The organism is Halobacterium zhouii (genome assembly GCF_021249405.1).
Lineage (GTDB): Archaea > Halobacteriota > Halobacteria > Halobacteriales > Halobacteriaceae > Halobacterium > Halobacterium zhouii.
In genome coordinates, this window is record NZ_CP089595.1 from 95074 (window position 1) to 121104 (window position 26031).

19 protein-coding genes are annotated in these 26031 nt (G+C 57.2%); 10 read left to right on the plus strand and 9 right to left on the minus strand.

What is annotated here, in order from left to right; genetic code table 11:
* Positions 1-94: 94 nt before the first annotated feature.
* The 4 genes from LT970_RS14495 to LT970_RS14510 all read right to left on the minus strand — a co-directional run bounded on the left by LT970_RS14495 (position 95) and on the right by LT970_RS14510 (position 4642).
* Positions 95-2263 (minus strand): type B DNA-directed DNA polymerase, encoded by a 2169-nt coding sequence (locus LT970_RS14495; RefSeq protein WP_232688928.1) that lies wholly within the window; start codon positions 2261-2263, stop codon positions 95-97.
* Positions 2264-2265: 2 nt separating this feature from the next.
* Positions 2266-2571 (minus strand): DUF8156 family protein, encoded by a 306-nt coding sequence (locus LT970_RS14500; protein WP_232688929.1) that lies wholly within the window; start codon positions 2569-2571, stop codon positions 2266-2268.
* Positions 2572-2573: 2 nt separating this feature from the next.
* Entirely contained in the window at positions 2574-3518 is a 945-nt protein-coding gene (locus LT970_RS14505; RefSeq protein WP_232688930.1) for a hypothetical protein, read from the minus strand.
* 230 nt (positions 3519-3748) lie between these two features.
* Positions 3749-4642 carry a hypothetical protein gene (locus LT970_RS14510; RefSeq protein WP_232688931.1) on the minus strand — a complete coding sequence of 298 codons (894 nt, stop codon included), beginning with the start codon at positions 4640-4642 and terminating at the stop codon, positions 3749-3751.
* A gap of 160 nt (positions 4643-4802) precedes the next feature.
* Here LT970_RS14510 and LT970_RS14515 point away from each other — a divergent pair, with 160 nt between their 5' ends.
* Positions 4803-5489, plus strand: coding sequence for an SOS response-associated peptidase (locus LT970_RS14515; protein ID WP_232688932.1), 687 nt, complete (start codon positions 4803-4805; stop codon positions 5487-5489).
* A gap of 18 nt (positions 5490-5507) precedes the next feature.
* Here the strand turns inward: LT970_RS14515 and LT970_RS14520 are convergent, their stop codons facing one another.
* From LT970_RS14520 to LT970_RS14535, 4 genes are all read right to left on the minus strand, one after another.
* Positions 5508-6536 carry a Cdc6/Cdc18 family protein gene (locus LT970_RS14520; protein WP_232688933.1) on the minus strand — a complete coding sequence of 343 codons (1029 nt, stop codon included), beginning with the start codon at positions 6534-6536 and terminating at the stop codon, positions 5508-5510.
* Between the two features lie 159 nt (positions 6537-6695).
* On the minus strand, positions 6696-7055 hold the full coding sequence (locus tag LT970_RS14525) for a hypothetical protein (RefSeq protein WP_232688934.1): 360 nt from the start codon (positions 7053-7055) through the stop codon (positions 6696-6698).
* 46 nt (positions 7056-7101) lie between these two features.
* Complete coding sequence (locus LT970_RS14530; protein WP_232688935.1) at positions 7102-7557, minus strand: hypothetical protein; 456 nt, start codon at positions 7555-7557, stop codon at positions 7102-7104.
* A gap of 131 nt (positions 7558-7688) precedes the next feature.
* Entirely contained in the window at positions 7689-8597 is a 909-nt protein-coding gene (locus LT970_RS14535) for a hypothetical protein (protein ID WP_232688936.1), read from the minus strand.
* Between the two features lie 209 nt (positions 8598-8806).
* Here LT970_RS14535 and LT970_RS14540 point away from each other — a divergent pair, with 209 nt between their 5' ends.
* From LT970_RS14540 to LT970_RS14570, 7 genes are all read left to right on the plus strand, one after another.
* Positions 8807-9034, plus strand: a complete 228-nt coding sequence (locus LT970_RS14540) for a hypothetical protein (RefSeq protein ID WP_014053325.1) — start codon at positions 8807-8809, stop codon at positions 9032-9034.
* On the plus strand, positions 9027-12326 hold the full coding sequence (locus tag LT970_RS14545; RefSeq protein ID WP_232688937.1) for an ATP-binding protein: 3300 nt from the start codon (positions 9027-9029) through the stop codon (positions 12324-12326). Before LT970_RS14540 ends, LT970_RS14545 begins: the two co-directional genes overlap by 8 nt.
* Positions 12326-12967, plus strand: coding sequence for a DUF7680 family protein (locus tag LT970_RS14550; RefSeq protein ID WP_004594464.1), 642 nt, complete (start codon positions 12326-12328; stop codon positions 12965-12967). Before LT970_RS14545 ends, LT970_RS14550 begins: the two co-directional genes overlap by 1 nt.
* 7 nt (positions 12968-12974) lie before the next feature.
* Positions 12975-15863: a DUF1156 domain-containing protein gene (locus tag LT970_RS14555; RefSeq protein ID WP_232688938.1), complete on the plus strand. Its 2889-nt coding sequence runs from the start codon at positions 12975-12977 to the stop codon at positions 15861-15863.
* A 17-nt stretch (positions 15864-15880) separates the two neighbouring features.
* Positions 15881-19831 carry a helicase-related protein gene (locus tag LT970_RS14560; RefSeq protein WP_232688939.1) on the plus strand — a complete coding sequence of 1317 codons (3951 nt, stop codon included), beginning with the start codon at positions 15881-15883 and terminating at the stop codon, positions 19829-19831.
* 260 nt (positions 19832-20091) lie between these two features.
* On the plus strand, positions 20092-20667 hold the full coding sequence (locus tag LT970_RS14565) for a hypothetical protein (protein WP_232688940.1): 576 nt from the start codon (positions 20092-20094) through the stop codon (positions 20665-20667).
* 22 nt (positions 20668-20689) lie between these two features.
* On the plus strand, positions 20690-21166 hold the full coding sequence (locus LT970_RS14570; RefSeq protein ID WP_179908259.1) for a hypothetical protein: 477 nt from the start codon (positions 20690-20692) through the stop codon (positions 21164-21166).
* A gap of 43 nt (positions 21167-21209) precedes the next feature.
* On the opposite strand, the gene LT970_RS14575 is transcribed toward LT970_RS14570, so the two are convergent.
* On the minus strand, positions 21210-22115 hold the full coding sequence (locus tag LT970_RS14575; protein WP_232688941.1) for a hypothetical protein: 906 nt from the start codon (positions 22113-22115) through the stop codon (positions 21210-21212).
* Positions 22116-22223: 108 nt separating this feature from the next.
* Between LT970_RS14575 and LT970_RS14580 the strand changes: the two genes are divergently transcribed.
* Both LT970_RS14580 and LT970_RS14585 read left to right on the plus strand, forming a co-directional pair.
* On the plus strand, positions 22224-23330 hold the full coding sequence (locus LT970_RS14580; RefSeq protein WP_232688942.1) for a competence protein CoiA family protein: 1107 nt from the start codon (positions 22224-22226) through the stop codon (positions 23328-23330).
* A gap of 63 nt (positions 23331-23393) precedes the next feature.
* Positions 23394-25835: a DUF262 domain-containing protein gene (locus LT970_RS14585; protein ID WP_232688943.1), complete on the plus strand. Its 2442-nt coding sequence runs from the start codon at positions 23394-23396 to the stop codon at positions 25833-25835.
* The last annotated feature ends 196 nt before the right edge of the window (positions 25836-26031 follow it).

Here is a 26031-nt window from a genome sequence, read left to right on the forward strand (position 1 = left end):
GTGGCGTGAGGAAACGACGGAAACGAGGGGGGTCGAAAATTACGTCGGAAACGTGGGGTTGGATCGAAACGACGGAAACCAGGGGTGGGGACCACTACGACAGTTCGTTGGTAGTCCCGAATGAGCTCAAAACAGCGTCCCTCTCACCGGAGAGCTCTCGACGAATATCGGTTCGGTCCCACCCGAGCGGTGAAAGCACACTCTCGACAGCTCTGACCAGCTGCGTCTCGTAGTACGAGGCGTCGTAGGTCTTGATCGCTTCGTGGGCGAGGGCGACACGCTCTCGTGAGGATTTCTCGTCGTCGACGACCACGTACTCGATATCCTGCCCCGGGTGGACTGCCAGGTCCTGCTCGCGGGCTCGCTTCAAGGCGGCTACGTTCTGAGTATTCTGTGAGTAGCCTTCCAGCGGCTTGGAGACACGATTCCGCTCGACGAGTCGCTCCACTGCTAAGTTGCCCGCCTGCAGTTCGTCGATTGCTCGTTCGAGACGCCCGAGCACAGCGTCCGGTGACTGCGTGGCATCGAGCCGGTCGAGACAGTCCCGCTGGACGGCCTCGATGAACGGCGGGGTTGAGCGCTGCCGGGCTTCGATCCCTCTGATCTTAAAATCGTCGTCGCCGGCGACCTTCCCAAAGTACTTCGTCAACGCGCCCGCGTCGCTCTCGCGCTGCGGCACGAACGCCACCCAGTCGTACTGAGCTTCGTGTTCGAGCCGAATCTCGACGCGTTCCGTGATCTCCGTTGCGAGCGTCTCGAGGTCCTCGCGGTCATCGTCGTCGACGTTGGGGTCTGGGGTTACCCAGATCGAGTCGACGATACCGTGGACGACGCGCCAGCCGCCGGCTTCCAGTCGTTGTTTCGCCATCAGGAGAATCTCGCGAGCGAACGCGTTGATTGCCTCGTGGCACTCGATGCGACCGAACTTCGCGTTGCTGAACCCTTGATAGCCGAAGCAGGCGACGAGAATCCACTTCAGCGCTCCCGACCGCCCCTCGAGTTCAGCCAGGCGGTCCTCGTCGGGGTCGTCCCGTTCCTTCTCGCGACGGATGGCCGCCTTGATCTCGTCGCGAGCGTCGATGATCGGCTGTAGCACGTCGACGAGGTAGCCCCGGTCGTCGCAGATCGAGTACCCGAGGCCGGGGACGTCGTCGCGGTCGCTGTGGCAGCTACACCGGATGACGTCCGGCGAGACGTTCCGGGTACAGATGATGTTCGGATACAACGAGGAGAAGTCGAGTTCGTGGACGTTCTCGTGGAGGCCGACCTCGGGCGCGAAGATGAAGCCGCCGCGGTCGGCGTCGTGGAGCGTCCCCATCGGCTTGTAGAACTCGTGGCGCCAGGAGTTCCATGGCACGAGGACACCGCGGTCGTGGGCCTCGCAGATCTGGATCGCCGTGAGCACGTTCCCGATCGACGCCCACGCGAGCTCCTGGACGGGCTTTTTCGAGCGCGACACCAGGTCGAGGACGCCCTCGAGGTTCGTCTCCCCGTAGAAGAACGTGTTCGACTCGTCGATAATCGCCCGGCCGGGCACGTTGTACCGCGCCGGCGAGTGGCCGACGCGGCCGTAGCTCGAGTACGTCGACCGGCTCGCGAGCTGCTGGTAGTCGACGCCCGGCCACCGACTCAGCGAGAAGTCGTCGACGCCGGCGTCCATCGCCATCTCGTACAGGGTTGGGACGATCTCGCTGGTTGAGCAGACCAGGACATCCGGATCGTGCGCTTCGAGTGCCCCTTGGACGGCGGTCAGAATATCCGTCGGCGAGCCGGTGACGGCGTCGCCGGCGACGGACAGCTCCCCATAGACGTCGTTGCTCGTTTCGGTCACCGGAATACTGAGCCGGAGCGTCGACAGCTCGCTCGCCGGCGTCGGATCGGCGCCGGTCTCCAGACAGTACCGAAACTCTCGCGAAAAGTCCACGTTGAAACAGACGAGATCCCCGACTGGATGGGCCGACAGCTGACGCGCCTGCCGGGCGAGTGGAGTGACGTGATCGATGTGGGCAACGTCGACTGCGAGAACGGCCTCCTCGTCTCGTCGAAAGCCGGGGCGTCGCGCAACCATCTCGGTCGCGACGACGTCCGGGTGCTGGTCGTACACCGACTGGAGCGTCGTGAGGTCGAGGTCGGTCTCTGGGTCGCGAGCGGCGACGTAGAAGCGTGGAGTGTAGTCTTGGCGCTCCGTCGCGACGGCGCCGTCGGCGGTTGCCTCCCACTCCAGGACGCGGCCGTCGTCCAGAAAGTCGATACTGAACGGCATCGTCACGGGTTCCCGTCCGGTGGGGCACTCTCCTGGTCATCGCTTGTTGCGACCACGGCTTCGAGTTCCTCGAGGCGCTCTTCGTGATCGTCGAGGCGCCCCTCCTGTTCGAGATCGATGCTGAGCAGCGCCGGCAGCAGCGGGTTCTGGTGGTTCAACAGCCCGCTCGCGTCGGCGTGTTCGCGGGCGTACTTGAACAGCCGGTCGAAGCGCGGCTGGTCGCGACGCCGCAGTGCCCGGCGGAACTCCGCCCACCGCTCTTCGATGGCCCGGAGCGCATCCCGGTACGTCGGGTTTGTGCGCCCCATCGCTATCGGCCTCCTGTCCCGGTCGCGGTCCACGCATCGAGCAAGGGGTCCGCAGTGGCCGCCACCGTCTCACCGTCAGCGGTGACGCCCGTTCCGACGCCCTCCGAGGTCGGCGTCGACGGCGCCGGCGTCATCGGTTCCACGCCGACCTGCGTGGCGCGTGCCGCGAGCAGCTGCCGCCAGTACGCGAACGTCGTCTGGTAGTACGCGCCGTCGTCGACGGGATAGATGAGCGTCTCGAAGTCTTCGCCGACGACCCGTGGCCCCATCCGGGTTTGCTCACACTCGAGGTGATGGTCGGCGACCGTCGCGACTGGCCCGGTGAATTCGTTTCGTTCGTTTCGCGTAACGAGCACCGGGATGTCGTACCCATCGGCGTAGGTCGCCAAACGGGCGAGAGTTCGAGCCTGAAGGGTTCCCGCGTGGGTTTCGCCGAGGGTATCGTCGGCGCGGTACTGGGCGTCGACGGCCGGCGCGACGATGAGGGCGGGCGTGTGGGGCGACGTGTCCTCGTCACGACTCGGTTCCCCTCGACCGGCCGCCCCGGCGTCAGTGGTGAACATCTGGATCGACTTGTTCACTGCCGTCGGGAGATCACAGACGGCGCCGTAGTGCTGGTAGGCGGTAAATCCGCGTGCCACGTGGATTCGGTTGAGCAACCGTTGACTGGGCGCGATCTGAGCAAGTGTCGTCGTCGTCGCGTGACCATTTGCGTCGACCCAGAAGGCGGGTCCGTCGTGCAGGAGGAGATGGTCGAGTACGAGCGACTGCAGGATTGGGACGCCGCGGCCTCCCTCGACGTCGAGCAGCGTGATGCCGTCGCCGAGTGACGGCAACAACATCTCGTCTGTAGCCGGATCGGCCTGGTCAGCGAGGGACCGATTGCGGTCGGCGCCCCGTGTCGGCTGGTCCACCGCCAATCGGTTCGACGTTGAGTGTTCTCCCATACTCGAATAGAGGTCCACATTCCCGATAAGCCGCAGCGTGTCGCTTCCGCGTTTCAGGGAAGGCACGAGACAGATACTGACCCTGACTCAGCCGTCGAGTTTCCCGGGTCAATCGATTGTTTCCAAGAACGTTTCCAGGATATCCATAGTACCTGCTGACGAATACTCAGTTGTAGTGGGTATTGAGAGAGGCTCTTTTTTGGTACTTATTCGGGTCCATGATCGGTGATTCATTTCGAGTGATAGCAGTCGTTGGGGAGAATGGGCATGGCTCCGTAGTATTCCAGTGTTTCCCTTAGTGATTGGTACTGGGTTGAGATTAGTTCGCTCATTGCCTCCCCTGCTTTCCGGATATGCTCGTTTCGATTCCCTGCCCCAAAGTCGTACTCCGCGTGCTTCTTGTATTCGTGTAGAAGCTTTTCGACTTGGAAATTGGGGACTCTGGTGTCTGACGTTATAATCGGTGCATTCGTTACCTGAGTCCTCTCTCGCTTTTTCTCCGTGAGGGTGTAATAGTGATATTCGCCGTCGCGCTCTACGACTCTCAGGCCATTCTCTGCTATTTCGGGGTCCATCCACAATATTTCGCCTTGGAAGTCTCCACCTGTGTATTCGGCTACGAAAACCTCTCGCAGCCAGATTGTGAGCTGTTGAGGATCGACTTCAGCCCAGTTCCGAGATATGTCTGAAAGCATTTTCTCCATCTCAGGAGACCCCTTGACCTCGTCTACGTAGGCCCTTTTCTCCGAACGGATTTCTTGGATCTTCTCGCCTATGTTTTCAAGTAGCTGATTTAGATCGTGCGGTGCTTGCTCATCTAAATGATGTTCCAAAAAATGATCCTTCAACGTAGTCGAGACTTCATCTGGGTAGGGCCTGAAACCATAACCTGCGAGCTCAGCAACAAGTGATTCGGTACCTCCGTCGGCACCAAGCGGTGAGGAGGCCCTGTAAGATGGCAGGTTATTGAGCCAAGGTTCCAGAACTTGTTCACGAATGTCGTTCGTGTGCCGTATCCTAACCCTGGTCCGGATATCCTTTCTCAAAGTCCAGTAGGTTGCGCCTGCTATCGAGAGTGTAGCTAATATCCCGCCGATGGTGAGAACGGTTTCTAGAGACACCATCTATGTGACTCCTGTTCTTTCCCTGGTGATTAGAAGCTTGTTCACAAAATTCAGCTCAACTGAACAGCCCTCATCATCAATTGGAACTATATGAGGTTTGTTGCGACGACGTGATTTCTGTGCGACCACGTTGAAGATGCTTCCCTCCGAACTCCTCGGTATGTGTGGCCGAAACTCGCTCTTCATCGACCAAGCAGACCTCGAGGCCCGCTTCGATGCCGAGGTCGTCGCGGACGGAGGCTATACACCCCGATACAACATCGCGCCTGGCGACGACCTCCACATCGTCACGAACGAGGCTCCAGACGAGATCGACGCCTACCACTGGGGACTGATTCCGTTCTGGGCGGATGAGCCCGAGGAGGGTATCATCAACGCTCGCTCCGAGACTGCCGACGAGAAACGCGTCTTCGAGCGGGCGTGGGAATCACGTCCCTGCCTCGTCCCCTCGTCAGGGTTCTACGAGTGGAAATCGCCGAACGGCGGGTCGAAACAGCCCTACCGGATTTTTCGCGAGGACGACTCCGCGTTCGCGATGGCCGGGCTCTGGGACGTCTGGGAGGGTGATGACGAGAGGATCTCGTGCGTCACGATTCTCACGACGGAGCCGAACGACCTGATGAACTCAATCCACGACCGGATGCCGGTCGTCCTCCCAAAGGACGCTGAGTCCGACTGGCTCGCCGCAGACCCGGACACCCGCAAGGAACTGTGCCAGCCGTACCCGAAGGACGATCTGGACGCCTACGAGATTTCGACGCGAGTCAACAACCCCGGCAACGACGATCCCCAGGTCATCGAGCCACTGGACCACGAGCAATCGGGCCTCGGCGAGTTCAGTTCCTGATAGCTGACGGTGTCACCGTTACTGCATCGGCGACGCCGCCGCCGAATCGACGAGCGAGTACTCTCGGTCCCGACTCGTCCCTTCCGCCTCGAGGAGGTTGTACTGCTCCATTTTCGAGAGGTACGTGCGGATTGTCCGCTTCGTCCGCGGATCATCGACGTCCTCGGAATAGCGCTCGTGAATCTCGCTCGGCCCGACCGGGCCGTGCTCGCGAACGATGTCGTAGACAACGCGCTGGTGCGGCGTGAGCGAGTCGAGGCTCTTCTGCTTGATCTGGGCCCGAGCATCCTCGGCGGCGTCCAGGAGAATATCGTCGGTGATGCGCTCGTGGTTCTCGCGATCGGCCTTGCCGGCGGCCGTTCGGAGGATGCCGATTGCGAGGCGGGCGTCGCCGGCGGCCGCGTCGGCGATCCGGTAGAGCTGGTCGTCGGTGATGACGTCCTCGTCGAGCCCCCACTTCGCCCGCGAACTCAGAATGTCGTACAGCTGCTCGTCGTGGTACTTGTCCATCCGGACGTGCTCGCTGGAGCGCAGTCGGCTCACGAGGCGGTCGTCGACGCGGCTGAACAGCTCCTCTTCCTTGTTCGCGATGCAGATGATCGCGAACTGCGGGAGGCTGTGGAGGTCGTAGATGACGCTGGGGTCTTCGAGCTGGTCGACCTCGTCGAGGATGACGACGGTTCGCGGGCCGTCATGCTGCTGGAGGCGATCGACGAGTTCGTCGTGGGGCGTCGACTGCCGGTGGATATCGATGGTCGCGCCGAGGTCGTCGAGGATCTGGTAGAGCGTCCGAAATCGGGTGTAGTTACGCCAGCAGTTGACGTAGATGGCCTCGACGTCGAGGACCTCTTCTCGAAGTCGTTCCGTGACGAACTTCGAGATGCACGTCTTCCCCGTTCCGCTGGGTCCGGTGACGATAGCGGTGTCGGCGGGTTCTCCGTTCGTGATGGGCTCGAGAACGCTGGAAAGGTGGTTGACTTCGGCGTCGCGATGCTCAACTTCCCGAGGGACGAACCCGGCGCGGAGAACGCGAGCATCGCGGATCATCGTTGCTTGATAGACTGGTTTTCTGGCTAGTACTAAAAACGTGACCGGGTTGCTTCCGGAAACACCCCATTTAGCTCCCTCGAACCTAACTAAATCCTCGCGCAGTAACGCGATTCCTGTTCGTGGAAACTCAAGGTTTCCGGGATTTCCGGAATCAGGTCACGGGCGGGAACTTGTCACACCGGGATTTTGCCAGTCGTCGGCTTCGTGTTCACTCCAGGGGATGAGGTATACTCCGTTGTCTGCGCGACTTTGACAGTCCAGCTCATCCATCAGGTTATTCCAGCGTTCTTCGATCGTATTGCCGGACTGCTCGAGGAGTGACTTATCGAGTTCGTCGATCAGCTGCTCTTGGAGTTTCTGGTGTCGCTCGCTTCCGTACTCGCCAAAGACATCCTCATATCCTTCTCCTCGGAGTAGTCGAACGAGTGTCGTGATACGGAGGGCCCGGTCCTCGCTTATGTTAAACTCCTCTTCTAGTCGCATACACATCCTGCCAGCCCAATCAGATGCGCCCATACTCCCCTCTCTTGTCGTCAGTATAATAGATGTTCGTGGGCCCAGACTAGAAGCAGTCAGGACATTCCCATACGTACCCTCGACTCTTGCGCCGGTCGCTTTTTGGCAATTGAAGTGACTCACAGCGGCCGCAGGTCTTGAATTCGGATTCGGGAATTAGTTCTATGAGCTTCTCCTTCCAGATCCGAATTTCAGCCGTCTTGATGTTGTTTCGTTCGTTCTCTACCTTGGAACTGTTCCTGTTGAATTCCCACTCTCGATTTTCGTTACGGCGCCATTCTGCCAATATTCGGAGAAGTTCGTCTTGTTCGTCCACGCCATCAAGATCCTCTTGGCAGTCCTCCACGACATCCCTCCGAATTTTCGGTTCTACCTTGTCCCAGACCGCCGGTGTGCTTCCATCTCCTTCGTGCCGCTCTTCCTGTCGTTTTTGCTCCTCTTCCAGCTCCTCGATTCTGGCATCAAGAGACTCTCGTATCGGGGTGAGATCGGGGATGCTCATACGAAGATACCACGCTGGAACGTCATAATATTCTGGTGCTGTACCGCTTCTGTCTGGTTTAAATAGGTGTTGCGGATCGCCTGATTCTATCGTGTTCAGCTCTCACGATCAGCGATCAGCCCGAATCGACACTATTCTCTGGGAATCAGGTGTCGTTTGACTTCTCTAGAACAATGATTGCAGAGTGCCGCTGGCATCGGGAGCGTATCTGGGGAAAATTCCCGGGTGTCGCCTGAACGGGCTTCATGACCACAGACGGTCGTCCCAGTTTCATTCTGTACGAGGTGGTACTTCGCCTTCCCCGATTGGCGGAGCGAGAATGTAGATTCGTCTTCTGTGGGATAATCGTCGTCTACAATATCTTCGACCGTTGCCGAGGAGATCCAGTATCTGCTGAGATCCGTCCACCAGGTGTTCGAGCATCGAATTTGCTGGCGGAAGAGCTGCCGGTAATCAACCGTGAACCGTTGCGAATCCTGCTGAATGAGGTCATCGGTGTGGAACTCAAGTGTCCGTGGGGATCGCTCTTCTCTGTTTGATTCAGGCTCTAACTCGATGGTCCACTCCGTTTTGACGTACGCTCCACCGGTGTATTCGACAGTGTCTGCGCTTACAGACTTGGTACGGTCACGAAGCCAACGAACGGTCGGTGGACGGAGCTTCTCAGTAAGTTGCTTTGAGAAGATGTCGTGTAGCAGTTCATCCGTGACGAGTGCGTCTTGGAGGGCGGTTCCGAGCTCTCGAGGTGCCGTCTGGTTCGTATAGTTCTCTGCCTGTGCGATGAGTGTCTCTCGAGCTTCGGCAATCCCATCGACGGTCAACCAGAATCCGTACGGTTCGTGACCATCGGTGAGCACTTCGCCATCGGTGAGCCGAACCAGCATCGGCCGGATATGGTCAGGTGCCGGAAACAGATGTAACTGGTATTGGTCGGTGACCGGGACTACTGGATAGGGGAACTCCTCTCTAGAGGGTACTCCCCCCTCGTTACGGGGTATGGAGAAGCCTCCCAGGTCTGCTACCGGGACGTGCCTTGGCATACACTCCGGGATACGATTCCAGTACGTCCCATATCGGTGGTCGCGAGGACCGCGATTAATTTGCATTGTGAGTAGACCGATTACCCCCAGTCACTTAGTATTCAGGGGGTAGTGGGGGGAGGGGATATAGAAGAACTACCATACTACAAATCGGGAACTTAGACTAAGTAAAGGTTATAACATTCCCGCTAAGTGATGTGACTATCCAGATGACTCAGAAGACAATTGGACAGAACACCGGTCAATCGGGCCGGGTGAATTTGTCGGGACCTGAACTCGACCAATTCGATGCGGAGGTTGGGGACGCCATCAAGGTCGATGTCGCCGAATCGAAGGGAATCGCCAAGGCGATTATCGAGAACAGCACGGAGAGTGAGTTCGTGATCGTGTCCAAACCAGCAGCTGATTCATCACCCACGGAGGAAATCGATGAGTAGTGAGTATCCCTCTCTATTCGAGAGCTGTCAGCCACGAGACGACGTCTTAGACGGCTCGCTCCAGGAGGAACAGTTCGCTGCGAAACTCTCGACTGTCGTCCACAACCCTGAGAAGGCAGCACCAGTCTATCGAGACCCCGACTCGTTCTACGATATGACCTATCCCACGGAGGGTCTCCGCACGCTGCTCTCCAATCTCACGGGGCGTTTCTTGGCGACCACAAAGTACGACCCCGGCTCGTATACTTCGAGCATTCTCTGTCTCGACACACGGTTCGGTGGTGGGAAAACGCACGACCTCATCGCCTCTTACCATCTTGCTGAGAACCCCGTAGATATTGACGACCTCTCACACTACCTGCTGGACGGCGACGAGGAGCTTGCGGCCGACTATCAAGATGCGGTGGCAGAGGGCCTCGATATTGCGACGGGGGTCTTCATCGGAACGAAGGCTGATAGCAAGGATGCCCGCCATGCCGACGACGATCCGGATGCTCCGAATACCCGGACGATGTGGGGTGAACTCGCGTACCAGCTCTATGGGCTCGATGGCTACGAGTACCTCAAGGACTACGACCAAGACCGGGACGCCCCCGGTGAGGGGACCCTCTCGAAACTCTTCGCTCAGCACGACCAGCCGGCCCTCATTCTGATCGACGAAATCGCCGACTACATGAACAAAGCCGCGGGCACGCCTGTCGGCGACAAGACGCTCGCCGATCAGACGCTTTCGTTCGTGATGGCGCTCCTCGAAGCGGCTGCCGAATCGGAGCACGTCACGGTCGTCTACTCTATCGCGGATACGGCCTTTGGTGAGCAGGCTGACCGGGTTCGTGATGGCGTCCGTGACCATATCGAGGAGGTCAATGAGATTGGCCGACGGCAGCACAAGACGGTCACGCCGACCGACGAAAACGAGATCGGACAAGTCCTTCAGCACCGACTCTTCTCGGAAGTTCCAGAAAACGCCGCGCACGAAGCCGCCGACTCATACTTCCAATTCTATGACCAGGAAGACCGGCAGTATCCACAGGAAGCCACCGACGCTGGCTACGTGGATGTCCTCGCTCGCGAATACCCCTTCCATCCCTCCTTAATCGACGCTCTCACGGACAAGATCGATACGATACCTCGATTCCAGCGCACGCGTGATGCCCTCCGCTTACTTGCTCGAGCCGTCTACTACCTCTGGAATCACCAGCCCGACAGTTACGACCGCCACTGGATTCGGATCTACGACCTCACAGTCGCTGATGACGATCCTGGCGGCGGGATTCAGACGATCCTTCGTGAGCGTCTATTCGACTTCGTCGATCTCGGTCCCGCAGTGACCGCCGACATCTACGACGACGATGGTACCGCGCACGCCCAGCTTGAGGACCGAAAATGGACCGAAAACGGTCTCCCACCTCTCGGTACCCATCTGACGACGACAGTTCTCTGGCACAGCCTTGCATACGGAGAACAGGCTGCAGGCCTAACTCACGCCGATCTGAACCTCGCTATCGGCCACCCCAATCTGAACTTCGACGACTACGATGCCGCCCTATCCGCACTCCGGGGCGACGATATGGACGTCGCTTGTTACTTCCTCTACGAGGAAGAGCGCCTCCGATTCAAGCAAGAACCAAATCTGATCCGGATCATCGACCAGCGGATCGAGTCTACTCCCGAAGCGAGCGCTCATTCGCGTTTCCAGAACCGTCTCACCTCGAAGGAAATCGGCGATGGTGGCTTCCAGCCGGTGGAGTTCCCTGAATCGCCGGCGGACTTACCGGATACCCCGGATACGCCGAAGCTCGCGGTGATGCATCCGGATACCGCTGCTGTCGAAGACGGCGGCGATACGCCGCCGAACCGGGTAACTCAGCTCTACGAGCAGCAAGCCGCAAAACACGAGGGAGAGACTGAGACGCGAATCTACAAGAACTACGCTCTGTTCCTCGCCCCTGACGCTGATCGAATGGATGCTGCAATCGACGAGGCTCGGCGTCTCGAGGCTATAGAGGCCCTGCTTGATAGCCCTGAACAGAAAGCCGACCTCTCCTCGGAACAAATCGAGGAGCTTCGAGAACGGAGCGACGAGGCACAGCTGATGCTCGGAGAGCTCGTTCGGAACGTCTACCGACACCTCTACTACCCTGACCGGGACGGGCTCACCCACATCACCATCGGTGCGACCGAATCCAACGGCGGGACGACACTGGTCGACGCTGTCCAGACAACGCTCGAGGATAAGATCGTGAAACGCGACGCCGGCGCTCGTGGGTCCGCTCACGTCCAACAGAAGCTCTGGCAGCAGACCCAGGACGCCATGTCCACCGAAGCGCTGGTCAACCAATACGCGAAGAAGCCGGGGCTGGACTACCTCTTCAGCACAAAACCGATTCGAGAGACTGTCTCGTCCCTCGTTAGTGACCACGGGTACGCATATTGGGATGGCGAGTCTGGGACAGCGTACTGGGTCGGGACAACGGAGCCTGAAACGTGGCCGCATCCGGAACCGTTCGCGAAATCCCCCGATGTCGAGACCTCGATTCGGGACAGCGATGTCCAAATCGGGAGTGACTTCGTCGTTTATCGAGATATCGACGCGCTCGTCGACGACCACCTCGACGAAATCGACCGGCCAGAACAGACGGTTGCTACCTGTGCCGAGTGTGGGGCGGAGGTTGAAAACCCAGAAGGCAGCGAACCCTACTACTGTGAGGAACACCAGTCCGATACGACCTGTAGCTCCTGCGGAAAAGAGGTCGCTAGCGAGCAGCTGCTGGACGCACGCGGACGCTGCGAGGAATGCCAGCCAGACGAATCCTGGGAGGCGAGCAAGAAGATGATGTCCGCTTCGCGGGCGTTCTCAGAGGTTCGTCGCGATGCGGAATCGAAGGCCGGAACTGACCGGACGCCGCTGCTTGAAGAGGTGACCATCCAGGTCGGTGGGGACGAACCTTTCCAAGCGGCCAAGTTCATCAGTCAGCGCCCCGGATTCAAAGCCCGCGAAGACTCGGTGACGGTTCGAATGCAGTACGAAACCCAGACTGACGACGGGACGTACAGCGCGGAATTCACGGGGTCACCGAGCCGATTCCGGGACGTGATCGACCAGCCCGGCTCGTTCGGCGATGATAGAGAGACCATCCAGTTCCGCTTCCAGTTTGACGAGCCCGAACCGATTACTGACGAGGGTGACGACCTCCTCGCTGCCCTCGATAATGACCTCGATGCGGGCAACATCGACGTCCGGGTCGAAGGGCGTGGCCCGATTCAGGCGAGCTCGGAGGTGACGGTCTGATGGCGAGTCGCGGTTCGGAATTTGAGACCTCACCCGCCGAGGGGACAGAGGAGGATCGGCTGGTTCGCTACGGGACGAGTATGTTCGGTGGCCGCCCGACGTTCACACTCGTCCGACGAGAGACAGACGGCGGCGGAGAGTGGACGCTGCATGAACTACTCCCTCGTGAACAGGCTGAAGCCCGCCGTGATCGCCTGGAGCGGGATGGTCGTTCGCTGAGTATCACACCAGTCGAGGATCTCGTCTCGGACATTGCTGGGGACGACCTCCTATCCAAGCTCGATGGTTGGACGTGGGATGAGTGGGCCGGCGCAAAGGTCGCACGGCTTGACCCGACCCGCGTCCGTGCGCTCCAGGACGTCGTCCGGGAGGCGATTGAAGGCACGCCAGGAGATTCATCAGAAGTTCTCACTGGCGGGGCTGGGTTCGTGTTCCTACCCGAAACGGCAGGCGTCCGGCTTGCTGTTGCCTTCCGTGGCGTGAAGCCGATCCAACGTATCGACCGGATGCGGTCGCTGGCTCGCGGCGTTGCACGGATGAGCGATGAGGAGTGTTACTACTGGTACGCAAAGTGTCGGTCTCCGTCGAGTCCGAACGGCGAAAAGGCCCTTCGAGTGTTGCTGACGGACCATATTGAGTGATTTAACGATGAGCCAAAATCCCGAAAGCCAGGACAGTGATTCGGAGCTGAAGCGTGTCGCAATTGAGGGGAACCTCCCCCTGAAGGCGGTTGGCATCGAGAATCTGAAAGAGGCTAACCCCTACTTTATGCCGCCTCATCGGTATCTTCACCCGTGGTTTGCACGTCGTCCAACTCCAGCTTCTAGACTGGCTATCCTTGCGTCCATACTTCCTCCAGAGGTGGACGCCAACACGCTGCTGGATTGGATGCAGATCAAGCCTCGTGACGAAATCGACGTCGATATTGAGGAATACGTGGCAGGAAAGAAGCGTACTGAAGATGATCGGGATGGAAACTTAGAGGACCACTACGGATATCCTCGCCCGTACACTCGGACACCGACTACAGATGAGAAAGCGGAGATGCACGAGTTGCTTCGGGAGCATTGGGACGGAGAGCTACCTACTGTCTTAGACCCGACTGCCGGTGGGGGCGTTATTCCGTTTGAATCTCTGCGCTATGGCCTACCGACAGCAGCGAACGAACTCAATCCCGTCCCGACTGTGATGCTTAAGGTTCTTCTTGAGTATGCGCCGAGTGTTGGTTCTCTCCAGAGCGAACTCAATCGGTGGGGTGACCGAATTGATGAACTCGCTGAGGAGGAGCTTGAACCTTATTTCCCGAGTGATGGTGAACGGCAGACACCTTCCCACTATGCGTGTACTTACGCAGTTGATTGTCCGGAATGTGGCTGTGATATCCCGATAACGAAGAAGTGGTGGCTTCAGAAGCAATCCTCATCGAAAGGTGTCGCAGCACGCCCTTCTGTGTCTAATGATGGTACCGAGATTGAGTACGAGGTTGTTAGACTCCCCGATGACGTTGAAAAGTCTGAATACAACCCCCAAGATGGGCCTCATACTCGGAGTGGAGCCGAATGTCTCAGCTGCGGTATCGTAATGGAATCCGACACCATTCAAGACCGGATCCGTAATTACGAGTTCGAGTATGAAATCTACGGCGTGAAATATGAGAAATCGAGTGGGGGGACTGCCTGGAGAGCGCCTATTCCGGAAGATAATGAGGCCCAATCAAAAGCGGCAGATCGAATTGAAGCTGATTTTGAGCTTAGCTCGCTTCTGGATGTACCGCGCTATATTGGTGACGAAGACCGTGCAGGACCATATGGCGTCACTAAGTGGCGGGATGCATTCACACCAAGACAGCTGGTAACTCAATATGAGTATCTCCAAGCTTACAAGCAGTGCCAAGCTGAGATCTTTGAACAGTACAGTAAGCAAAAAGCAGAGGGAATACTGGCTGTATTAGCGTTAGTGGCCGGAAAGACCGTAGATAGAAATGTTCGTTTTGCGCCATTGGACATCAGTAATGGCCTCCTCGGAAATTCCCTCGGTGGTAAACACTTCACACTCCAGTGGTCGTTTGTCGAAAACAACCCTTCGGCAGGGAATCAGAGCTATCAGGATACTGTTGATCGAGTTAGGGACTCTTACGAAGAAATCGCCGATTATCTCCGTGATGAAGATGCGGAAAACGTCCACGTCTCACAAAGAGATGCTGCCGATCTATCGTTTGAGTCAGATTCCATCCAAGCCATCGTAATTGACCCCCCTTACTACGATAGCATCATCTATTCTGAGATGTCCGATATGAGCTATGTTTGGCTCAAAGAATATCTCCAAGATATCTATCCAGACATCTTCTCTGACGACCTTACTGACAAAAGCCAAGAGGCGGTTGCTAATGTGGCCGAATACGAGGAAATTGCTTCGGATTCCAAATCTAAGTCCGAATTAGCTGCCGAGGACTACGAGAACAAGATGGCGGAGATTTTCCAAGAACTCTACCGTGTTCTCGAGCCCGGCGGTGTGATGACTGTCATGTTCACCCATAAAGAATCCAGTGCATGGGATACCCTCACAAAGTCGCTGATTCGATCTGGGTTCACCATCACATCAACCCACCCAATCACCAGCGAGATGCCCCAGCGGACCGACACCCGTGGTGGAGGTTCAGCTGACAGTACTCTGCTGCTCACAGGGAGAAAACCGCACGATAGTAAGACGGAATCTGAAGCGGTACCAACCCTGTGGAGCGATGTTCGTGCTGAGACCCGTGAAGTAGCGAAAGAGGCAGCGAGAGACCTGCTTGATGCTGGCCTCTCTCTGACGAAAACAGACGTCATCATTTCGGCGTTCGGGCCGACACTGCAAGTTTACGCAGGTGCCTATCCTGTCGTCGACGACCAAGATAATGAGATTCCTCCACGGCGAGCTCTAGAAGAAGCACGCGAGGCCGTAACGCGAGTCCTCGTCGAGGAATATCTTGAAGGCGAGCGACTAGACGACTTGGATGACATTACAGAGTGGTATATCCTCTCCTGGCTGGTTCACGAATCCGACACCTTCCATTACGATGACGGCCATCAGCTGGGGCTCGGTATTGGTGTCGACATTGACGATATTAAGCGCTCTACGAAAATTTGGGGGAAGAAACGTGGGGATATTCAGCTGAAAACTCATGAGGACCGCGTCCAAGATATCACTCTGCCACCCGAAGAAAGATCTAACCGGACGCCCGTCGATCCTGAAGCGCTGTCCTACACGATCGCCCTCGATGCGGTTCACGCCGCTATGCACGTCTACGAGAAACAGGGCGAGGACGTCGCGATCGATTGGCTCAAAGAACGCAACTTCGACACAGACGCGGGCTTCAAGGCAACACTGAAAGCTCTCCTGCAAGTTCTTCCCCAGAGGAGTTCGGAATGGGAGGCCGCTCGTGACCTCGCCTTAGGTCGGACCCACGACGCACTTGGTCTCGAATTCACCCCCACTGATTTCACTGACGTCTCAGAAGACAGGGCCGAACAGACCGAACTCGGTGACCATGCCTAACTCGAAACTCCTCTAGTATGACTAATCTACGTGACCGCGAGTGGCAGTCGATCTACGAGAGCAAGCCCGAGCAGGGACGCGCCCATCTCGTCAAGGACTTCTACGAACCCGCACTGGAACGCAGCCAACAATACGACCGGATTGCGGGCTACTTCTCCAGTACGGCACTCGCGGCTGCTGCCAACGGCATTCACGCCCTCGTCGAGAACGATGGTGAAATGCGCCTCATCGTCGGCACCGAACTCTACGAGTCTGACCGTCCGGTTCTAGAGACGCTCACCGACCGCCTCGAGGAAAACCTCGAGGACCTCGATGACGAACGCCTGGATGCGAATCTCCGTATTCTCGCGCGTCTCCTCCGCGAGGGGCGGATCCACATCAAGGTCGCCTATCCACGCTCTCCCTCTCACGATTGGGAGATCTTCCATCCGAAAGTTGGACTCTTCCACGATAGCGACGGAAACACGATTTCGTTCGAGGGCAGCGTCAACGAGACGGTCGGCGGCTGGGCTCGCAACTACGAGCGGTTCAAAGTTCATCGGTCGTGGGTTCCTGAACAGGCGGACTACGTCGCCGGCGACGAGGAGACCTTCGAGCGACTGTGGAGTGATGAACACCCCTTCGTCGAAGTGTATGACCTCCCCGAGGCGATCGAAGAGGACATCATCGACTGGAAAGCCCCAGACACCGAGAGCGATCTCCAGGAAGCGATTCAGATCGCGAACGGTACAGCTCCGCCGACGGAGCGCGACAAAGCGAACATCATTCAGGATGGACCGCTCTCGCCCGGTGGGCTCGCACTGGCCGAGGAGGCGAGCACGATCACGCCGTGGCCGCATCAACGAGTTGTCTCGGACACACTCGTCAATACGTATCCACAGAGCTTCTTGCTGTGTGACGAGGTGGGACTCGGGAAGACGATCGAGGCCGGTCTTACACTCTCCCGGCTCGGACTCACCGGCGAGCTGGAAACCGGGTTGTTGCTGGTTCCGGCGAGTCTGCAGCGGCAGTGGCAGGAAGAGCTCTGGGAGAAGTTCAACATCAACGCCGTCCGATTCGACCGGGACACAGCGGGCGATCACGTATTCCGAGACGTCCGCGGTCGCGACCACTATCCACCATCGGCAACGGACCTCGACCTCACTGGGGAGCGCGAATGGGCGGACAGCCCCATCTGGCGGTTCCTCTACGAACAGCAGTCGACTGATGCCGATGCATCGTCGCCGCTGGATGGGCCGACGGTCGTCATTATGTCCTGGCACACGGCTCGTCTCGACGACCGGTGGGATCAGGTCGCTCCCTTAGATCGGGTATCCGACCGGTCTCGGAACGGCATCCCGGCAAGCTGTCGCGGACGCGACCACAATACGGAAGACCGGATGGGCGTGTGGGACGCCGTCATCGTTGACGAGGCGCACAACGCCCGGCGTGGCAGTAATTTCTACGCCCTTCTCGAACAGCTTCGCGATTATACGCACGCCTACTACCTGCTGACGGCTACCCCGATGCAATTGCACTCTGGCGAACTCTACGACCTGATGCAGTTGCTGGATCTTCCGGGTGGTTGGGATAACCGGGATACCTTCATGGAGTTCTTCGAAACTCGAGACGGGCTGTCGCAGGCCCTCAACGAGGTTCTCGACAACCCGAGTTCAGAGTCCGACGAAGCGGAGGCTTCCTGGGACACGCAAGCCACGCTCGATGGACTGGAACACCAAGACCGGCTCCCGACGGACCGACCGTTCTCCTCAAAAGTCTTCCAGCACCTTGCGGACGAACTCGAAATCAATGAGGACGGACAGGACCGTGCCATTGCCAAAGAGCGTGTGCTGACTGCGTGCCGACTCGCACGAGCCTATGGAGACGCCTACGACGGCTATCTCGAATATGTCGACGACGCGATGGCAGATTATGACATCGACCGCTTCGAGGCGAGCGAGGATACGAAACTCAAACGGCTCCTCTATCCTGAAGACGCCGACGAGTGGTTGATGGCGTCCCGCAGCGACCGACAGGACGCACTTGACGAACTTTCCCCGGGCGGTTGGCGAGTCATCCGCGATGTTCTCGCAGAGTCCACGCCCGTCGACGCGCTCATTCACCGGAATACACGGGATACACTCCGGAAGTACGAGGCAGTCGGTCTCCTCGATACGACCGTTCCGAACCGAAATCCCGAACAACGGAAAATCGAACTCACCGAGGAGGCACGGGCGGTCTACGACCAGATCGACGAGTACACACGTGAATTCTACAAGCGAGCCCAACAGACTGACGAAGCCCAAACACGCGCCATCGGGTTCGTGATGACCACGTACCGGCAGCGACTCACGTCGAGTGTCTATGCGATCAGCCAGAGCCTGAAACACCGGCTTGAGACACTCCGGGCGCAACGAACCGTGCTTGCCGGACGGGAACGCGCTCGTGATCGGGACTATGGTGATGCGGAGCAGGTCGTCCTCGAAACGCTACAAAACGCGGACCTCGACGACGGGGACGTTCTGGATGAACTCGACGCTAGTAGCGACGACTTGGACCTCTCTGAACTCATCCCGAGCGTGACTGAAGAGGGGAAACAGCTTATCGAGGAAGAAATCGAGGCCCTGGAAGCGTTCGTCAACGACTTAGACTTGGTTGATACAGACCCGAAGATTCAGCAGCTGTACAACGACCTCGACGAGCTGGACCGTGCTGGCCACAACCGGGTGATTGTCTTCACGCAGTACGCGGACACAATGGACTTCATCCGGGACAGTCTCGCGGACCTTCTTGGTGCAACAATCGCGACGTACTCTGGTCGTGGCGGCGAGCTGTACGACCCCGATTCTGAAACGTGGGAGCACGTCGGGAAAGAGCGCGTGAAGCGTGAATTCTCACGTGATGATGGGCAGGTCGATATCCTCGTCTGTACCGACTCCGCGAGTGAGGGGCTAAACCTACAGGAGTGTGGGGCGCTCATCAACTACGACCTGCCGTGGAATCCGATGAGGGTTGAACAGCGTATCGGTCGGATTGACCGTATCGGCCAACGATTCGACGAGATTCGCATTCTCAACTACAGCTACGAGGATACGGTTGAGACGGACATCTACGATCGCCTTGACGACCGGATTGGCCTCTTCGAAAACGTCGTCGGTGAGATGCAACCCATACTCTCCGGCGTCAGCCAACAGATTCGAGATGCGACCTTGAACGCCGACAGCGCTGACGACCAGTCTGCGGTCGAATCAGCTGACCGCGAGTTCTCTGAAGAACTCGAAGAACGCGATCAGGGCGACCGCGTCGATGTCGGAGAGTCACTCGAGGACGTCGACGACCTCGTCGCTCAGGATGTCGTCGACGAAGCAAAACTCGATGCGTGGCAGTCCTACAGTCACCCGGATCTCGTCGACGTCGGCGAGGAGGAGTACGAGTATCAACCCCCGTTCGAGACACCGAGTCTTCAGTCAGTGTTGGTCGATAACGACGCCCTTGCCGAGGCCGGTGTCGAATTCACCCCGGTTCACGAGATTGATTTCGAGTACGATGATGGAGACTTCGACTTTGCGGACAGTACATATCGTCTCTCGGTAGGTGACGCACCGATTGAGGTCCCAGCCGGGGATGGGGAACAGACGATTGCACAGGCTATTGCGACTGGTGCTGACGAAGTGGCGGTGACGTTCTCGGCTGTATGTGCTGACGAGTTCCCATCCGTTCAGCATCTTGCACCAGGTCATCCACTTCTAGGACAGCTCCTCACAGTACTGCAGGATGTGAGTAAGGATACGTCGCGACTCCAACAGCGAATCGTAACTCGACCCGACCAAGACCAAGAGCCAGTCGTGTGTGCGTGGGGACGGGACGGCGTGTTCACCCGGATTGCAGGCGATGGGACTGTGACTGAAAATGGACAGATGGATTCCCTTCCGACGTGGTGTGATCAATTCCTCGACAACCGAGAGAAGTCAACAAAGCAGCCACAGTAGCTGGGTAGTTTTGTAAGCATGGACTTCCCAGATGAACCAATAGATGCCAAATACTGCTCTTGAAGCAAATCTCCGCGCTATCGGAGACGGTGCGAGACTGGAACAGTTAGCTGTTGACTTGCTTGGTCGAGAAGGATACGACGTCGTTCAACCGGCGTTAGGGGTCCGGATGGTGGGAGAGATGCACTTTTTGAATGCTCGGGAAAATCTGGCGTGCTCCATTAGCTATCTCTTTGTGGCTCCGATTAGACTCGGACAATATGCCGAAGCCGGATATTGAAGTCCTCGACGACGGCGACGCCTATCCATATTCGTCGCATATCAGCGTAGACGGTACAGAACTCCAGCTGGGCGATCTTCTTCTCGTGTTTGATTCTCCCAATGACAATAGTGTCAGCTTCTTCGAGCGTGTCTATGGGTTCACTTGGCCGGGAATCATCACTCACGTCGTCGATGGGCCGGTTCCTGCTGAGTTTCACAATTTCGAGGACTTTGCTGCGGATCTCGACAGCGGGAAGATCGCGGTCGCCAGCAAACGCGAGCAAACGAGCTTCTTTGTCGACGAAGACACCGTCCGCACTATCACCCTCTACCGATACCAGTACCAGGGCGGGTGGCAGCCGATTGTGATTGATGAGCGACGAAATCCACTTGAGGACACTCCTCTCGCCCAATCTGTAGCTCTTTGCGATGACGGTGAGCAGGTGATCGAAGAACTACTCCTGACAATCTCTCCAGAGGGAGAGCAGGAGTTTGAGCACATCCAAGAGTTCCTTGTGTCTGCTGGCTATCGGTCTGAATTGATCCCAGCTGTTAATGAAGTCCTCGAAAACTGATGAATTCTTTTGGAATCAACAAATGGTCGGGATAGAAACGCTTGCTACCGTAGGCTTAGGCCTAGATGCTGCTGGTGCCCTAATGGTCGTCCTTCCTGAGTTCGAACAATTTCGGGCATACAAAACACCTGAGGATGAAATCCAACAAATCGAACAGGGCCGAGTAACTCTCCTGAGCGAAGGGAAACTGACCTCGGATGATTCTGGATTTGAGGCCGTATGTGAGGCACTCGACGGGCGAGTCGAGGTACATGGCCCAATAAAGGAGATCGTCGTCGTAAGCCTGGAGGACGAGCCCGACGCTGTCGAAGTTCGATATCACACCGATGGGGACGCGATTCACGCTCGCGACGGACGAATTTCTCGAACACTCGTCGATCGATATATCGAACGCCACGTTCACCAGCTTGAACAGCGGGCCCGCGAGTGGTATCTTCGGGCTGGCAGTTCTCTCCTCTTATTCGGCTTCTTGCTCCAGATTGCTGCGTCTCTCTTATGACATCTGCTCTCGATAGACGGCGGAAGGGTGTGCGGTGGCCGGGTTACCGTTCTATTGCTTCTCTGAGTTCACTCCCTGGGGAGCCAAAGATGTTGTCGAACTCCTCAGGTTGGTCCTCTGCAAATGTTCGGAGTTCCTCTCGCGATGTGATCCCGTATTCGAGCGCTAGGTAATCCTTGGTCGCCGCCCCAATTCGAGGGAGTTCGGCGAGATCGTCCTCGTATTCCAGCTGATGCGCTTTCAACCACGCGTGAGACTGTTCAAGGGCTTCCTCGGGGGTTAACGACTCATCAGGTCCCGCTTCGATTGAACGGCCTTTCCGATACCAGGCGTTCCGCTCTGCTTCTGGTGCGTTGCACGCGATTGTAGTACTCCCGTCCGGCGCCGGACTGATGGTAAGGTTGAACCGCCCGGCCGAAACCCATCGAATCCGGTTTGAGGACGCCTCCACGAGGTCCCATCCAGTGAACGAGTCCTTTGGATTCAGTTGCTGTAGCGGGCCTGTATCACCGAATGCACTCCCCGATGAGAAGCCATCGAGATGGTTTGTCGCGATACTGGAGACGACATCGCGGTCCACACCCGTATCTTTGGAGATATCGATCGGATCCGCTGTCCCCAGGAGGTCGTCGACCGTTGTGTATCCTGCGTCAGCAAACGCCACGAGCCGGTCACGATTCAATAGGTCCTCGTGATGCAGCTGGTCATCAATCCCTGCTTCCTTGAGGTGGTGAAGATACTCCTGGGCGACCGAGTCCTCGAAGCGGACGTTCCCAGCTTCTATTCTGTTCGCTTTGAGCGCTTCAATGAGTGCTGAAAGGGAGTATGAGGATTTGAACAGCGGATTCCACTCTTCCTCGTCATCGTCAAATACCTCTATGTCGGTTTCTGGTTTGAAGTAGATGGGTCGATTGGCGTTGGCAAATTCGAGAAGTGAGACTGACACCATTCTTACTGATGGCTGACTGACTCTCGGATTAAATAGATGTACCTCTCAATCGAGGGGCACAACAGGGGTATTATTCTATAGGTGGACTGCTAAACTGCGACAACTAGTATGCCGTTCTTGGCCCTCCACGACGGTACCGATGTTATCCCGAATCAGGTACAGAAAGGGGATCTCCTCGAGTGCCCGAAGTGCGGCGATCAATTAAAAATTCGCGACTCCCATCGCCGGAAGGGGTCGTTCGTCGCGCGGCATTTCTACCACGCTGCTGAAGAGGAGACGGACTGTGGCGGTGAATCTCCACCTCATTTGCGGATGAAGTCAATCGCGTATTCGAAGCTCACGACCGAGTATCCCGACGCTACAATAGGACTAGAACAGCAGCTGGGTGACCGGCGTGCCGATATTCTCGTTGAGTTTCCACAGCCTCGATTCCCTGAAGGCCGGGGCATCGGCGTCGAAGTACAGCACAAACACGAGGACAAGGATGTCGACGCAGTAACCGCTGAGTATCTTGCTGCAGAGTACAGCGTCCTCTGGTTGGGAGAAGAGGACTTCTCCGGATTCAACGTCGATCTCTCTGGCATTCTCCCGACCTGGCCTCACGCGGTCCAACACGACTTCAGCGACGGGTATCACGGCGTCATCCACTGGCTCCGACAATCAAAGCCAGCCAATCCCTCGATGGACGTCGTCCTGCCGCGAGAATATCTAGCTGAACACAGCGAGGGGCTTCGTCGAGCATGGGAGTACGGGAAGTTCGATCAGGGAGGGCAATCGGACTGGAACGATCTCGGATTCTGGTGGTTGAGTGCCTCGTATGACCCATACCAGAAGTGGTTCAAACTCACCGAAACGCCTGACGGGCGGACGATGCTTCAGCTCGGGAAGCAGGTCCGCGGTACTGAACACGTGCTCGCTCCAGTTCAGACTGAACACTCTCGGAATCGGGGGAAGGTTCACAGCTTGGCTTACGAGGTTGATTCAGCAGATACCTCCGCTGGCGAATGGGCAGATATCGAAAAGGCGTGGCTGGAAACCGGCTTACAGAGCACTTCGGTTATCTTCAAGCTCGTTGCAACTCCGAGCGGGGAGCTCGCTCTTTCGCTGGGAAAGTACAAGGAACACAGCGACGATGGCGAGTTCATTACCGTCTCTACCGAGTTCAAGCGTAATCTCAAAGAGAGTCTCCACGAACTCGCTAACCTTCTGGGGTGACCTGACTCGGCCCGGAAACCCGCCCACAACGGTAAATGGACGGACTACAAACAGCAGTTAATAATGTCGGACGAGGTTGACGATTTGTATGATAAGTACATCGACTACGATGGCAGAGATCTCGATACTCGGAATGTCGGTGATGGGAAAGTAGTTCGGCCGATTACGGCCGAGAATTTCGAGATGGAGAAACGGACTCTGGGGGAGGTTCTCACCGATCAGAAGTTCAACGTACCAGAGTACCAGCGACTGTACTCGTGGAAGAACATCCACCACGAACAGTATTGGTCGGACATCGAGCAGTTCGTTAATGCCGACTTGGTCGCTGACCGACGCGAAGTTTCTGACGTGTTCTTCAGCTCGATGTACTTCGCTGTCAACGACGACAAACAGGTGTATGAGGTCATAGACGGCCAACAGCGGCTGACGACGACACACCTGCTGTTGCGCGTCCTTATGGAGCACCTCGAGGACGTCGATCCAGCCTCTATCGAGGACGATACCCTGGCGGAGTTCCGGGACTACGGGATCGGGCGAATCACCGATATCCTCTATGTGGAGGAGTCGTTCGGCAAACGTGAGCCCCGGCTCACGCTGAACAAACACGACGCTGAATTTTTCAAAGCCCTCATGATGGGGCCCTCCGCCCAGGTGGACTACCTCAAGAACGAGGCCGACTTCAGCATTCACGGGAACAACAGCGATGCGGTGCAAGTCTCGGAGTGTCTGGACCGGTTCGGCACTACGGACGATGACCTCGCGGACTTGGATACTGACTCGCTCTCCTCGGGGGCGTTCTTCAAACTGTACCGCTCACACCGGCGGTTGTTGAACGCTTACGAGTTCTACGACAAGAAGATTAGCGGCGTCGTCGCCGACGCCGACACGCCGGACGAGTCGGTGCGAGCGCTCGTGAATATCCTTAACTACGTCTACAACTCCTACCACGTCGGGGAGTACCTGATTCGAGAGGCGGAGTCGGACTTCCGGATGCAGATCTTCGAGATTTTGAACGACCGCGGCGTCGATCTGACGAAGATCGACCGTATCAGGGCGGCGGTCGTGAACGCGTTCTTCGATACCGACGTGAAAGACGAGTACGTCGACAAGTGGGAGGACATCGTGGTGGCGTTCGCAACCGATGGTGATGCCATCGACGACTACCTCTCGATCTATCTGAGTATCGTCGACGATGGCATCGACAGGATTGGTGACGCGAGCGCCGAACTGACCAACGCCTTCGACACGCGGAACATCGACTCGGATGTCGTCCCGCGGCTTCGGAATCTCGATGAAGCGAAGGCTTTCCTCGACTACGCGCACGACCTCGTCGACTACTATCAAGATATCACGACCACGGAGCTCGCCGCTGACGATCTTGAGTTAGCCAGTCACCGAGAGCAGTGTCGGGAAATCCTTGTTCGCCTCAATAACCAACAGATGGACCAGTGGCGGCCATTCGTCCTGGCGCTCTACTATCACACCAATCCTGAATCGGAACGGGATGCAGCACAGTTCCACTGCGTACTAGAGACCATCGAGAAACTCAACCTGCGACGCCTCCTCATCTCTGAACGTCCGAGTATTTTCCGCGAGGTCTTCATCGAGGCCGTCGAGGAGTTCAATCTCGCACCAACTGCCGACGCCACTCCAGATAGTGTATACGAGACTTCTCGAGAGTACCTCATCACCGAGATGCGTTCCTCTACGCCGACGCTGTTCGGCGATCGGTTCGTCGATACGGTCGTCCAGACGCAGTCCTGGAGTACCGGAACGGCGCGACTGCTCTTCGGGAAGATCGCCCAGGATCACTTCGACGACAGTAGTCGTGCCGTCGAGCGAGACCTGAACATGGGGAACATCCATCTCGAACACGTCCTCCCGCAGACTCCCGTCAGCGACCCGGAAGACCCGACGTGGCTTCGGGAGTTTTTCAAACTCGACTCGGAGCCGGACATCGAGATCGCGTCAGAGATCGAACGCTATATCGAGCTGGTGCAGCGCTCTGATCTCGACGAAGAGGAGGAGCGACTGAAAGACAATATCTCGGAGTTCATCACGCAGGGGTTCATCGACGATATCGGGAACTTCCTCCTGCTCCGTGACACCGATAATATCGGGGCGAGTAATCGGCCACTCGCCGAGAAGATGACGCAGTACTACTCCGAGATAGACGGTTTCGCCAGTATCTACCCCAATCGGTATTTCACGGCCGAATACGGCAACGTCGATCGCGACTCCCTCGACAAACTCCGTGAGCAGCACGATGGCGGTGACGTTTCGAATGTGGACGCCGATGTAGTGGCGTATTTCAACTCCTTCTGGACTTACGAGACTCTGCAGGATCGACGAATCGAGCTCCTCTTGGATATTTTGTCGACGCTTCGATTCGATTCGTTTGAGGACGAGTTCGGGATTGAATCCGACCAAGATGAGGTACGCCACGAAATTCGAGGGAAGACGGACCAAGAGTTCGAGAAACGTCTGTCCGTCCGATCGCTTTAACCCCCTCTGAGAAGTCGGTTTTGCGAGTATCTGTCGAAGCCTTCTCAGCTGACTATCCTATCCAGCTTCGCCATCCCCACAGAAGGTGCCGACCTCCTTGGCCGAAACGAAAGGAACGAACGAAACGAATAGAATGAATGGTATGAAGTAAACGAGATTGATGAATTGAATTCTCCAAACGAACTGGTTTGTCTCT